At 60.3% G+C, this 13,204-nt stretch carries 13 protein-coding genes; 7 read left to right on the forward strand and 6 right to left on the reverse strand.

Features of this window, described 5'->3' with window-relative positions; translation table 11 throughout:
* Positions 1 to 57 precede the first annotated feature (57 nt).
* Positions 58 to 1,071 (reverse strand): FecR family protein, encoded by a 1,014-nt coding sequence (locus C3938_RS02780; RefSeq protein WP_105101727.1) that lies wholly within the window; start codon positions 1,069 to 1,071, stop codon positions 58 to 60.
* Positions 1,068 to 1,634 (reverse strand): RNA polymerase sigma factor, encoded by a 567-nt coding sequence (locus C3938_RS02785; protein ID WP_158681532.1) that lies wholly within the window; start codon positions 1,632 to 1,634, stop codon positions 1,068 to 1,070. Before C3938_RS02785 ends, C3938_RS02780 begins: the two co-directional genes overlap by 4 nt.
* A 324-nt stretch (positions 1,635 to 1,958) precedes the next feature.
* Between C3938_RS02785 and C3938_RS02790 the strand changes: the two genes are divergently transcribed.
* Positions 1,959 to 4,901 (forward strand): TonB-dependent receptor, encoded by a 2,943-nt coding sequence (locus C3938_RS02790; protein WP_158681534.1) that lies wholly within the window; start codon positions 1,959 to 1,961, stop codon positions 4,899 to 4,901.
* Between the two features lie 40 nt (positions 4,902 to 4,941).
* Here C3938_RS02790 and C3938_RS02795 read toward each other — a convergent pair whose 3' ends face one another.
* From C3938_RS02795 to C3938_RS02805, 3 genes are all read right to left on the reverse strand, one after another.
* Entirely contained in the window at positions 4,942 to 5,505 is a 564-nt protein-coding gene (locus C3938_RS02795; RefSeq protein ID WP_105101730.1) for a hypothetical protein, read from the reverse strand.
* 74 nt (positions 5,506 to 5,579) lie between these two features.
* Positions 5,580 to 6,395: a serine O-acetyltransferase gene (cysE, locus tag C3938_RS02800; RefSeq protein WP_105101731.1), complete on the reverse strand. Its 816-nt coding sequence runs from the start codon at positions 6,393 to 6,395 to the stop codon at positions 5,580 to 5,582.
* A gap of 48 nt (positions 6,396 to 6,443) precedes the next feature.
* Positions 6,444 to 7,172 carry a M15 family metallopeptidase gene (locus C3938_RS02805; RefSeq protein ID WP_233998614.1) on the reverse strand — a complete coding sequence of 243 codons (729 nt, stop codon included), beginning with the start codon at positions 7,170 to 7,172 and terminating at the stop codon, positions 6,444 to 6,446.
* A gap of 403 nt (positions 7,173 to 7,575) precedes the next feature.
* Here C3938_RS02805 and C3938_RS02810 point away from each other — a divergent pair, with 403 nt between their 5' ends.
* The 4 genes from C3938_RS02810 (at position 7,576) to C3938_RS02825 (ending at position 10,599) form a co-directional block, all read left to right on the forward strand.
* Positions 7,576 to 7,860: a TfoX/Sxy family protein gene (locus tag C3938_RS02810; RefSeq protein WP_105101733.1), complete on the forward strand. Its 285-nt coding sequence runs from the start codon at positions 7,576 to 7,578 to the stop codon at positions 7,858 to 7,860.
* 309 nt (positions 7,861 to 8,169) lie between these two features.
* Complete coding sequence (gene htpX, locus C3938_RS02815; protein ID WP_105101734.1) at positions 8,170 to 9,057, forward strand: protease HtpX; 888 nt, start codon at positions 8,170 to 8,172, stop codon at positions 9,055 to 9,057.
* 209 nt (positions 9,058 to 9,266) lie between these two features.
* Positions 9,267 to 10,208, forward strand: a complete 942-nt coding sequence (locus C3938_RS02820; RefSeq protein WP_325027365.1) for a S1C family serine protease — start codon at positions 9,267 to 9,269, stop codon at positions 10,206 to 10,208.
* Positions 10,209 to 10,254: 46 nt separating this feature from the next.
* Positions 10,255 to 10,599, forward strand: coding sequence for a Rieske (2Fe-2S) protein (locus C3938_RS02825; RefSeq protein ID WP_105101736.1), 345 nt, complete (start codon positions 10,255 to 10,257; stop codon positions 10,597 to 10,599).
* 43 nt (positions 10,600 to 10,642) lie between these two features.
* Here the strand turns inward: C3938_RS02825 and sfsA are convergent, their stop codons facing one another.
* On the reverse strand, positions 10,643 to 11,344 hold the full coding sequence (gene sfsA / locus C3938_RS02830) for a DNA/RNA nuclease SfsA (protein WP_105103191.1): 702 nt from the start codon (positions 11,342 to 11,344) through the stop codon (positions 10,643 to 10,645).
* A 292-nt stretch (positions 11,345 to 11,636) separates the two neighbouring features.
* Between sfsA and dksA the strand changes: the two genes are divergently transcribed.
* Both dksA and gluQRS read left to right on the forward strand, forming a co-directional pair.
* A complete protein-coding gene (dksA, locus tag C3938_RS02835; RefSeq protein ID WP_105101737.1) occupies positions 11,637 to 12,074 on the forward strand; it encodes an RNA polymerase-binding protein DksA in 438 nt (145 codons plus the stop codon).
* Positions 12,075 to 12,175: 101 nt separating this feature from the next.
* Positions 12,176 to 13,123 (forward strand): tRNA glutamyl-Q(34) synthetase GluQRS, encoded by a 948-nt coding sequence (gene gluQRS / locus C3938_RS02840; protein WP_233998616.1) that lies wholly within the window; start codon positions 12,176 to 12,178, stop codon positions 13,121 to 13,123.
* The last annotated feature ends 81 nt before the right edge of the window (positions 13,124 to 13,204 follow it).

Consider the following 13,204-nt stretch of genomic DNA (forward strand, 5'->3'; position numbering starts at 1 on the left):
TGAAGGATTTTGCGTAGCTAAAACACACAGCGTCTTTGCGGTATATAGCGCCCGCCGCTAGCGCGGCTCGAGCACCAGAATACGCTGGTTGTTTTTGTTAATGCGGGCACCGAAACCCTGCTCCAGCGCAAACGCCAGGCCGTCGGCATCGCCAATATTAAACACACCGCTGATACGCTGATCGGCGAGCGCATCGCCAACCAGCACCATTTTGCGCGTGGTATAGCGGTTGTATTCGGCAATGGCGTCTTCCAGACGCTCATTGTCGAAGTAGATCCTCCGGGTTTGCCAGGCGGTGACCTGATCCAGGTTCACCGGCATTACGCCACTGTTGTCGTCCGGGCGTACAGCGGTGTAGCGAATCCCCTGCCCCGGCAGCATTTTCGCCAGTTGCCGGGACTCTCCACCATCACCCTCTGCCCGCACCTCCACCACGCCCTGGGTGACCGCCACCCGCACCCGGTCGGCCTGCAGCGAGACGTTAAACGCCGTACCCAGGGCACGCACTTCTGATCCCTGTACATTCACCACAAATGGACGCGACGGATTTTTCGCCACCATAAAAAACGCTTCGCCACGCTCGAGAAACAGGGCGCGCTGCCTGCGCTGGTACCGTACCCCCACACGGCTGTCAGTGTTCAGCATAAGGGTGGAACCATCGTCCAGGTGCACCACCCGCTGATCGCCGATACCCGTCTGGTAATAATCGATCGCGTAGTACTCCCGTGTGACCAATGCGGCCACGGCAACCAGTACCACCGCGGCAATGCCACTCACCCAGCGCCAATGACTGTTCAGGCGGGAGCGCCGGCGCACCGCTTTGCGGATTTCCGGCAGACCGGCATTGAGTTCGGGGTCGTCTTTCAGGAAGTCGGTCATCAATCCCAGTTGCTGACACTGGGCAAACGCCTGCCGGTGCCGGGCATCCGCCTGCAGCCACTGCTCCAGTGCATCCGCTTCAGCAGCACTCATGGCGCCGCTCAACTGACGCGCAAGCCAGTCCGCGGCCTGCTCGCGGAGAGCACTATCCAGGGCGCGTCTGGCGCCGGCTGTAGTATGCGTCGGGGTCATAACAACTCGTTCAACTCTTGCTGCAGGTGCTTCAGGGCTGTGCTCATATGCCGCTCGACACTGCGGGTACTGATCGACAGCGCCGCCGCGACTTCCGGATAGGTCATTTCCTCGAAGCGGCTTAACAGGAACACTTTGCGGGTAACCGGCTTGAGCTTCAACAGCGCCTGTTTCAGCTGCTGCAGGCTCTGCTGCCACTCGGCGCTGCCCTGGGGTGACACCGTCACGCTGGCGTGGTCGTGCTCGTCAAAACTGTCGTGCTGATCTGTCTTGCGGCGCAAGTGACTGCGCAGGCTGTCGCGTACCAGATTGGTGGCCACGGTAAACAGGTAGGCCCTCGGGTTTTCCTGCAAAGGCCGCAAGTCCTGCAGGCGCAACAGTTTGATATAGGTCTCCTGCAGAATCACTTCCGCTTCCTGTCGCCCGCCCGGCAGCATGCGCGCAACGTAGCGACCGAGCTCGGAGTGGTACTCACCGTAGAGCGTTTCGATGAAGCCGCGGTCCTCACTGCGCTCACCCGCGACCGGCGACGGCACCAGGCGCAGTGGAGCCCGGGATCTCAAGCCCCGTATTTTGAAACTACGCAAGCCCGCCCCCCGAGGTCACGCTGACGCGCATCCGCTGTATTGTTCGCAAACGTTTACCCATAACTCCTGTAAACGACAGCGGGAACAAAATCCCGACAACTTTTTTAAACGATTTCAATTTTTCTTGGAGATCAGCGGACGCTGGCCCTCGCCACCGACCTGTCCCTTGCGGGTTTCGTCGATTATCGGGTATTTTGACCCATCTGCGGTATCGGCCCGATTCGCCACCCCGCTTTCCGCCAAACGATAATAATGACCAGAACACACGCTGCAGCCGAACTGAGGCGCATTAGACCTGCAGTGCTTCTGTTGCAGGCTTTGCTGCTATCGCTCCCCGCCTATGCTTTGCCCGCGGCGCTCGCGTATGCCGCAGACCTGCAGACGCCCGCCACGGCAGTCACCAGCACAGCAGCGGTTGACGGCTCTGAAGCTGCGGCCCGCACCTGGTTTGAGCGGACAGTAATACCGTTTGACCTGCCCGGACAACCCCTGCACCAAGCGCTCACCCGCTACGCCGAACAGGCCAAAATCCAGCTGTTTTACCGCCGCGACCAACTGCCAGCGCAGACGTCGCCACGAATCACGGGATCATTCAGCCCGCGCGCGGCCATCGCGCAGCTGCTGGACGGTACCGGCCTCGAGTTCCAACTGGGACACAATCGCACCCTGGTGATCAGCGCACCGGCACCCGGCGCGGCCGCTCCGGCGGATACCGCGGCCTTGCGATCCCCCTCCAGCCCCGGGCGCCCGCTGGAAGAAACCTACGTGACCGGAGTGCGCACCAGCCTGCGCCAGAGCCTCGCCATAAAATACACAGCGGATAATCTGGTGGAGGTCACCACCGCGGAGGATATCGGCAAGTTCCCCGATCACAATGTGGCGGACGCACTGCAGCGAATTGCCGGCGTTTCCGTTGACAGGGTGTGGGGTGAGGGACGGGACGTAAACATCCGCGGCACCGACAAAGACATCAACCGCACCTTGCTGAACGGTCAGCACGTTGCCTCCGCTTACTGGTGGGCGAATGACAATCTGAGCCGCGGTTTCAACTACGCTACCCTCGCCTCACAACTGGTGCAGTCTCTGGAGGTACATAAAACCTCCCGCGCAGATCTGGACGAGGGCAGCATCGGCGGCACGGTCATCGTGCGCACCCGTAAACCGCTGGAGATGGACAACCTGGAACTACACCTGTCAGCCGGCCAGCAGTACAGTGCGCTGGCGGATCGCTGGGCACCCCAGGGGGCCGCCCTCGGCAGCTGGAAAAATACCGGGCAGACCTTCGGCCTTCTGGCATCCCTGAACTGGCAGCACCGCGACAGTCGTCGCGACGGTCTGGAGACCTTCGCCGACAACAATCTCTACCGCATCATCGACGACCAGGGCCATGTCACCGACAACGTCTACGCGGTCTGGGGTGGCGGCTCCGCGATGCTGCAACAGGAGCGCCGCCACACCACCGGCAACCTTACCGCCCAGTGGGCACCGGATGCCCGCTGGGATGTCACGCTCAATCTTGTGCGTTCACAGATGGACATCGACAATCGCAACCACAACTTTCTGTTCTCCCCCGGCGGTTACAAACTCAGCGAGACACCGCCGGTGACGGTGACCAATCCCGAATTCCTGCCCAGTGACGATGGCCACCAGGTTCTTGCCGGTGGCACCCTCGGCAACCCGGGTAGTGTCGGAGCGATTCTCGACAGTATCCAGCGTCAGGCGTATATCGACACCGAGGTTAACGATGTCGACATTCGTCACCGCGGCGCACGGTGGGACAGTCACCTGCAGTTCGGCCATACCGGCGCCCGCGGCGGCACCAACCACGACCGCCTGTACCGTTTCACCGGCAACAGCCGGGTGCGCTTCCACCTGGATCGAAATACCCTGGAAACCGAGTATCTCGACCTCGACCCGCAAGACCCCGGTGCCCTGGATCGCCTGTCGCCGCTGTCGCGGGACTGGGTGCGATCCATGGAGAGCCGGGAGCATTACGGGCAGTGGGACCTGGGGCGGGATTTCTCTGGCAACTGGCTGCAGCGCGTCCAGTTCGGCGTCAAGTACCGCAGTCACCAGGTGGAAAACAATCTCACGTTGGGGGAAATCGATACCCAGTCCAGTGCCTGGCAAATACTGGAGACCGTAGGGCTTGAGCAGGTCAGCCACAGCCTCAGCCCGACACTCAGTGATCAGGGCGCCAGTGCCGGCACGTTGGTGCGCTACGCGCTGACGGACCCGGCGCTGCTGCAATCGGTCATCGACCCGTTGTTCGATAGCGGCGCCATGCGCTATCACTACGATCGCGGCGCCTTTTTCAGGATTCGCGAGCAGAGTTTCGCCAGTTACGCCAGTGTCGACTTTGCATCCGGCGCTTGGGCGGGCAACGCGGGAGTACGCGGCGTCGGCACCTGGCAACGCGCCAGCGCCTACAACAGCGATCGTCTGCATCACGCGGACAACACCTACCGCGACCTGCTGCCGAACCTAAATCTACAGTACCGGATGGACGACGCCCTGCTCGCCCGTCTGGGTATTGCGCAGGTGATGGCGCGACCAAACTTCCAGGATCTGACGCCCAATATCATTGTCGAGCCCACCAGCGGTTATGGTGCCGCGGGCAACCCGCGTCTGGATCCCTACCGCGCAAACCAGTTGGATCTCGCATTGGAATGGTATTTCGCCGACGCTTCACTGCTCTCCGCCACGGCGTTTTACAAAGACATCTCCACCTTCGTTTACCCCCATGTAAACGCGGAGTGGATCGACGGCGAGCTGCACTACATCACCCGGCCGCAGAATGGTCCGGGCGCGACCATTCGCGGGCTGGAACTCCAGTGGCAACAGGGGCTCGGCGGAAATCTGGGAATTCTCAGCAATTACACCTACACCGATGCCAGCGTGCCCTCGCCGGACGGCAGCCGCACGCTGGAACTGCCGGGCAACTCCCGCAGTCAGTTCAATGCCTCGGTGTATTTCGAGAATCCGCGCTTCGACGCGCGCTTGAGCTACAACTATCGCTCGCGTTCCTACGGCGAGATCATCGCCGGCTCCCAGAGTGAAACCGCGGCGTATCAGCAGTGGGACGCCACCGCGCAGTGGCGCTGGTCGGCCGCCCTCGCGTTTTCCGCCGAGGTCGTCAACCTAACCGATGAGGTGATAAGGATTCACAGCGCCGCGGGCATACCACAGGGAATTTATGAAAACGGCCGCCGCTTTGCTGTGGGCGTGAAGATGGAATTTTGATCTGGCCGGAAACGGACCCGGCCGGAGATCACGCGGCGAGTCAGTCAGGCACTTTATAGGTGGCCTTGCCGGTGATGTGGCTGGCCAGTTTCCAGTCCGGTACGGAAACCGGTGGCGGAGTTTCCTGATTGCGCTCCCGCGCCTCGAGCAGATTGCCCTCCGCCGGTTTGAGGCTGAGATGACTGACCGGCACCTGCGCCGGCTCCACCCGGGCGCGCTCGTGCTCCTTCAGCAGGTACCCTTCCATCGGCGCAAGGGTAAGGCCCGTCTCCACCGCGGGCGCTGGCGCTGCGGGTTGCTCTTCCGCGCGGGGCTCAGGTTTCAGAACGGACTCCGGTGAAGGCTCCGGCGCTGCGGCGGCAACCGCTTCCATTTCCGACTTGAGCGAAGACTGGGCACCGAGTTTTGCCAATGTGGCCTGTAAATGCTCCGCCTGCGCCAGTGGCAGCCCTTTTTTGATCGCCAGTGGGCGACCACAGAACAGTTTCTCCACAGCCTCGGGCCCGATCTTGAACAGGCGCGCAAAATTGGCTTTAACATCAGCGACGGTATACCCGGGCTGCAGGTCACCGCGAAAAATCACACTGTAGGTGGCTTCAGGCATGCAAGGTTCTCGCTCGATAGTATTGCCGTTATGACCGGCTTTTCATTTTTTTGCTGCGGTCTATTCAAACGGATTCAGTCTTCGGAATCCAGAGTCTGGTCCATGGTAAATGCCGGTGCCGCGACACTTTTCGCCGCGACAATACGCGCAGGAACCCCGGCCACCGTGGCGTGCGCGGGCACATCGCGCAACACCAGGCTGCCGGCGGCAATTTTTACCCCCTCGCCGATATTGACCGGCCCCAGCACCTTGGCGCCGGCACCGATCATCACACCGCGGCCGATTTTTGGATGACGATCGCCACCGCCACAACCGCTGCCTCCCAGAGTCACCGAGTGCAGGATGGAAACATCATTGCCCACCACACTGGTCTCGCCCACCACCAGGCCAGTGGCGTGGTCGATCATGATGCCACAGCCGAACGAGGCCGCCGGGTGGATGTCCACCGCGAACTGTTCGGATACTCTGCTTTGAAAATACAAGGCCAGCGTGTGCCGCCCTTTTCCCCACAACCAGTGGGCGATGCGATGGGACTGTAACGCGTGGAAACCTTTGAAGTAGAGAAACGGCGTCAGGTATTGATCGCAAGCGGGATCGCGGTCGTACCAGGCGCAGATATCCGCCTGCATGCAACGGGAGATATCGGCGTCGTCGGCGAGCGCCGTGGCGATCACCTCCTGCAGGGCCGTGGCCGTGAGCGCGGCGTGATCCAGCACCGATGCCAGCTGATAGGCCAAGGCGCGGTCGAGACTGCGGTGACGCAGTACCGTATTGTGAAAGTAACTCGCCAGCACCGGCTCGTCGGCAGCGGCCACCGCCGCTTCCTCACGCATGCTGGACCAGATGTCGCGGTTGTTCAGTGCACTGACGTTGATGGCATCCGCTCCCATGGTTGATCTGAACCCCTGTGTAAAGATCGCCTAAGGCGCTAGTAATACTTAAAGGCGGTACATATTGGTGGGGTACGCCGTTTCCGGAACCGCCACGAAACGCGTAAAAATATCGTCCATGGCCGCGCACACGGTGTCCGCCAACATTACCTCCGCATCCTGCGGGCACGACAGCAACTGTTCACTCAGGAGTGCGCCGCTAAGCATCTGCTGGAATTCCTTTGCCCGCGGCGCATAGCTGAGGTGCCAGCGCTCCGGCGCCACACCGCCACGGTCTTCCCCATAGGGCCGGAACAGGCCGTAACTTTTGCCCTCGGCAATGCGCTGATCGAGCCAGCAATGGAAGGGGCCGAACACACCTTTGTCCGCTACCTCTTCCGGCGTCAACTGCACCCGGTAATCTTCCGCCACGGCGGCGGCGTCGATCACGTCGAAATCCGTACCCCAGTGATGGCGCGACCCCCCGGGCAACGCGGACCAGCGCAATATAGCGAATACGATTTCCTCTGGCGACATACACGCCACATCCAGCTCCCGGCACTCGCTGTCGAGCAGCGGTCTCTGCCCAACTGCCTTGGCATTCCAGATGGTGCGCTGACGCTCGAAACTGCGGAATCCAGACACCACCCGCGGGTGGAAGCCAGCCTCCCGGGCATCGCGGCGCAACTGGTCGAACGCCGTGAGCGCCTCCGGATGCAGCAACTGTCCGGAATCCGGCTCGAGAATTACATGGGCATCACTGAGCCCAAACAGCATGTCGCGCAGGAGTCTGTGCACAATCGAAATACCTTAGGAAAACGACCTTGGAAAAACCTCGCGGCAAAACCCGCAGAATGGGACTAGGCTTTTCTGCAGATGTGACTAAATAGCACAAATGTACCAGCCGAAGACAGCCGTCGCCGCTGGTTACCGACGCACTGTAACGCATACGGCGCCGAAACAGCACCGCTGCATACGGGCAACGCACCAGTGGTCGACAATAGCCACCGGATATTTTGCTGGTAACCGCTGCGGTTTGGCCTTTTATTTTTTTGTGCTATGTTGCACGCCAGTTGTAATTTGGCTCGGGAGTGGGCCAAAAGTGGCAGGTTAGGATGTATCCACGGACTCGGCTTACGTGGAAAAGGGATTTGGTTGTAAACGACAACCAGAGAGTCTCAACCGTTCAGGGAAGGAATTTATGCACCCAAGTCAATCAGAGCTGTTACAACTGAAAAACCTGGGACTCGCCTCCGTCAATATTCTTCATTCCATTGGCATACGCACCCTGGAAGATTTGCATAGGGTAGGCCCGGTGGAAGCCTTCGCCAGTATCCGCCGCCGCGGGATCAATGCCTCCCGGGTTCTGCTCTATGCACTGCAGGGCGCCCTGCTGGACGTGCACTGGAATGATCTCGATCCCGACCTCAAGGCCAATCTGGTGAGCGAAGCGGAGCAATTGCTCTCGCGAAAAGATAGCGCCTGAGTCGACCATTCTTACATTGCGCTTACGCAACGCTTTCTACTGACCGGCATATTTTCGTTCATCTCGCCATGCGACATCCATCCGTTCGAGTGATCGCGGGCCGGTATAACAAACTTTACGCATTCAGTGCCGGATCCATCTGGTCAGCCCTTGTTTTCGGCGCTGCTCGACCCTATTAAAGCCGGAACAGAGACACTCTGGTCAAATGCAAAAAAAGCACTGCCCCAAAGATGGATTCCCGACCATTCTTTATCTCAGAACCAACATGGTTCTGAATCTCCCTGACAACATTCTTTTTGGAGAAGGCTGATGCTGCGAATAGGGCTTTTCCTGATGACCAACCTGGCTGTCATGCTGCTGGTGGGCATCATTTTCAATCTGCTGGGTATCCAGGGCATTCTCGACGCCAACGGCGTCAATCTGAACCAGCCCGGGCTGCTACTGATGTGTGCAATTTTCGGTATCGGCGGCGCACTGATTTCACTGCTGATGTCGAAAACCCTAGCGCGCATGTCCACCCGCACGCAGATTATCGACCAGCCACAAACCGCGGATGAACGCTGGCTGGTGGAGACTGTGCGCGAACTGTCTCAAAAAGCCGGTATCGGCATGCCGGACGTGGGCATTTTCCCCATGCCCCAGGCCAATGCCTTTGCCACAGGCTGGAACCGCAACAATGCACTGGTGGCGGTGAGCGCCGGTCTGCTGGAGCGTTTCAATCGCGACGAGGCGCGCGCCGTGATCGGCCACGAAATCGGTCACGTGGCCAACGGAGACATGGTGACACTGGCCCTCATTCAGGGCGTGGTGAATACCTTCGTAATGTTCTTTGCGCGTCTCGTAGGTTTCTTTGTCGACCGGGTACTGCTGCGCAATGAGCAGGGCCTTGGCATCGGTTACTACATCACCTCCATCATCATGGATATGGTGTTCGGCGTGTTCGCGATGATCATCGTCGCCTGGTTCAGTCGCCGCCGCGAATACCGCGCCGACGCCGCCGGTGCGCATCTCGCCAGCCCCAACGCCATGATCGCCGCACTCGCGCGCATCAAGGCGGAATCGGAAGCCGGACGCGAACAGCCGCTGCCCGCCAACATGAAGGCGTTTGGCATCTACGGCAACAGCATGGCCGCATTGCTGGCGAGCCATCCGCCCCTTGAGGATCGGATCCTGGCACTGCAGAATTCTGCCCGTTAACGCGATTGCGAGCACAGCCGGTTCCACTTGCGGGCCGGCCGTGTCGAACGATAACTACGGATCAGAAACCACCCATGGCCATATCTCTCCATTCTGCTTTCCGAACACTGCCTGCCCGCGCGCTCCTGCTTCTGCTCTTCACTCCGCTGTTTACGGCGCAGGCCCAAACACCCCCACCCCAATTCGCCACCGATGATGAAGTGAACACCATGCAGGTGTTTAATTTCGCCAGTCCCTCGGTGGTGTATGTGACCAACGAAACCCTGGTGCGGGACCGCTGGAGCTTGCGGCTGCACACGGTGCCGAAAGGCGCTGGCAGCGGGTTCATCTGGGATGATCAGGGTCACGTGGTGACCAATTACCATGTGATCGAGAAGGCGCGCAAAATCACCATTACCCTGCAGGATCGCAGCGAGTGGTCGGCGGAGCTGGTGGGCTCGGCGCCGGAAAAGGATCTGGCGGTGGTCAAGATCCGTGCGCCACGGGAACGGCTGAAACCCCTGGTGCCAGGAAATTCCTCCGGACTCGCCGTGGGCCGCAAGGTGCTGGCCATCGGCAATCCATTCGGTCTCGACACCACCCTGACCACCGGTGTGGTCAGTGCACTCGGACGCGAAATCGAGGCCGCCGGCAATCGCACCATCCGCAACGTGATCCAGACGGACGCGGCCATCAACCCGGGCAACTCTGGTGGCCCGCTGCTGGACAGCAGTGGTCGGCTGATCGGCGTAAATACGGCTATCTACAGCCCCAGCGGCGCGAGTGTCGGAATTGGTTTTGCCATCCCCGTGGATACCGTGAAGAAGATCGTGCCGGAATTGATTGCCCACGGCCGCCTGGTGCGCCCCATCCTCGGTATTGAGTCCGCGCCGGATCAATGGGCGAGCCAGTATGACTTCAAGGGCGTTGCGGTATTGCGCACCGCTCCGGGCCTGCCGGCGGAGAAGGCCGGACTGCGCGGCGTATATCGTGGTGAGCGCGGAGGCTGGCAGCTGGGGGATGTGATAGTCGGCATTGACGGCCATCCCATCAGCAATTACGACGACATGATGAATGTGCTGGAAAACCGCCGCCCCGGTGACCGGGTACAGGTGGACTATCTTCGCGACGGCGAGGCAATGCAGACCTCGCTGGTGCTCGCGGCGCCCTGATTCGTTACACTCGCAGGCCGTTACGACGACAGCGCGAAGGCAACCCATGCAAAAACACTTTCTCTGCCGCTATGAAGATCTCACCGAAGGTGACTCCAAAGGCTTTTCCCTCGGCGATAACAGCGCGGGCATGGACAATGTGTTTGCAGTAAAAAAAGACGGCGAGGTTTTCGCCTACAGAAATATTTGCCCGCATCGGGGCATCAATCTCGAGTGGCAACCGGATCAGTTTCTGGATTCGGAAAAAGCCCTGATCCAGTGTGCCAGCCACGGCGCGCTGTTCGAGATCAGTACCGGCGAGTGCATTGCCGGCCCTTGCGCCGGAGACGCCTTGACGCCGGTACCGGTGGAGTACGCACAGGACGGACTGTACGTGATTCTCGCAGACTGACGACAAGACCGATGAAGAGGTGGGCTCCCGACAGATCAGCGGGTTACCTCACAAACGGAACCGGCTCGCGCAGGCGGATTTCGCCCGCTGTCAGCACCGCGCGGTACGCAATTACCTCCACCCCCGCCTCAACGGCCTGCGCCAGCGCCTGTGCATACGCGGGATCAATTTCGGCTGCCGCTTCCACTGTCTCAATGCCCGAGTGCTGAACACAGTAAAACAGCACCGCACGCACGCCGGCTTCCGCCAGTTTTTGCAGTTCGCGCAAGTGCTTGGTCCCCCGCGTGCTCACCGCGTCCGGGAACATCCCGCGTGCGCCCTCGGCGAGGGTGACGTTTTTTACTTCCACATAACAGTCGTCATTACCACGACTCAACAGCAGGTCGATACGGCTGTTTTCCTCACCGTATTTCACCTCGCGACGCAAATTGTCGTAGCCCTGCAACTCGCGAATCACTCCGTCGCGTACCGCTTCTTCCACCAGAGCGTTGGCGCGACCGGTATTCACTCCGGCGAGCGCCCCTTCCGGGGTGGTGGTGATTTCCAGCGTATGGCGATACTTACGCTTCGGGTTGCCGGAATCCGAAAACCAGCATGGCGCATTTTCCACCCAGCAGTTTTTCATTGACCCGGTATTGGGGCAGTGAATGGTTATAATTTCACCTGATGGAAGCTGGATATCGGCGAGGAAACGCTTGTAGCGTCGCAACAGCACACCCTCGCCAAGGGCCGGATCAAGTTTCACGATGCATCCTGTAAACAAGTCAGTTTTGACCGGAATGTTTCCCGGGCCGTCGAAAAAATGGCCGCCAGAATACACCATTCGACACTCTTCCGGCCGGAGGATTGTCGACAGAGGCCCGCGCGGGCAACATTTTGTGGCGCGGCTCCCGGAGATTTGATAGTTTCCTCGCCTTGGTCGCCGCGGCGGCCTGAGGATACAGCCTGCGGTCGCTTAGGCTTTGAGCCTGCAAGGCTTGAATTTGGTTGTAGTGCCCCTATAAAACAGGGCCCGTATTACGAGAGAGGCAATGACTATGCCCAATACTGCTGCGAAATCCGATTCTCTGCACGGCTTCGAGCCCTATCAGGAAAAGAAGGGCGAGGAGTACATGAATGAGAAGCAGCAGGAGCATTTCCGCAATCTGCTGCTGGCCTGGAAGGCCGAACTCATGGCAGAGGTGGATCGCACCGTAACGCACATGAAGGACGAAGCTGCGAATTTCCCCGATCCGGCGGATCGCGCCAGCCAGGAAGAGGAATTCAGCCTGGAACTGCGCACCCGCGATCGCGAGCGCAAGCTGATCAAGAAAATTGACGCCACGATCGAACTGATCGATCAGGACGACTACGGTTTCTGCGAAGCCTGTGGCGTCGAAATCGGTATCCGTCGCCTGGAAGCGCGCCCCACCGCCACGCTGTGTGTGGACTGCAAAACCCTGGCGGAAATCAAAGAGAAGCAAATCTCGGGATAACGCCGCGCACTTAGCGGGCACCGCTCGCTAAGTGGACTCACGCCCCATGAGGGCCGCAGACGCCGTGAGAGCCTGGAACGGCCCCGGCCGGGCCAGGCGATATGCCATGGACGGGTTCTCGCGGCAAGCCCACCTGGCAGACACTTGCCGCGAAGTTTGCCCGACGCACTATCCCCATGACGCCCCCACGCTACATCGGGCGCTTTGCGCCATCCCCTACAGGTCCCCTGCACTTTGGTTCGCTGGTGTGCGCCCTCGGCAGCTATCTGGACGCCGTGGCTCATGGCGGCACCTGGTTGATACGTATGGAAGACCTGGACCCGCCGAGGGAAATGCCCGGGGCCGCGGAACGAATTCTGCATTCGCTGGATGTCCACGGATTACACAGTCCGCACCCCGTCGAATGGCAGAGCAAACGCCACCACCTGTATCAGCGCGCACTGGATCAGCTGCAGGAGAATAATCTGCTTTACGCGTGCGGCTGCACCCGAGAACAGATCCGGCGTGCGGGCGGCCACCGGCGCGCGGACTGCCGGCAAGGCTCTCCGGTTTCCGGCACGCCTGCCGCCCTGCGCTTCTGCAGTGAGGGCGAGGACGAACATTTTCTCGATCTCTGGCACGGCCCCCAGTCCCAGCGAACCTCTGAAGACCCGATCCTGAAGCGCAAGGATGGTCTTTTCGCCTACCAGCTGGCCGTCGTGGTGGACGACATCCAGCAGGGCGTGACCTGGGTGGTGCGCGGCGCCGATCTGCTGGATTGCACGGGGGTTCAGTGCCAGCTGTTCAGAGCCCTCGGCGCAGAACCACCGGGCTTCGGCCACCTGCCGCTGGTGATGAACGAAACCGGGCAGAAGTTGAGCAAACAGAATCACGCCGCGGCGCTGGATGATCGCCGCCCCACCGACAACCTGCTGCAGGCGCTGCGCTTTCTCGGGCTTCGCCCGCCAGTGGAATTATCACTGGAGCAGCCTCACCACCTGCTCGCCTGGGCCACTGCCCACTGGCAGCGCCAGCAAGTGAATCGCCACAATCGCCGGTTGCATCAATAGGCTGGAGCAGGCTGTTACTGGATGCAAAATTTGCCGCGAAATATCAGTGGTTGAACTGTGCCCCAACGGGGCATTAACATT

This window comes from Microbulbifer pacificus (assembly GCF_002959965.1).
GTDB lineage: Bacteria > Pseudomonadota > Gammaproteobacteria > Pseudomonadales > Cellvibrionaceae > Microbulbifer > Microbulbifer pacificus_A.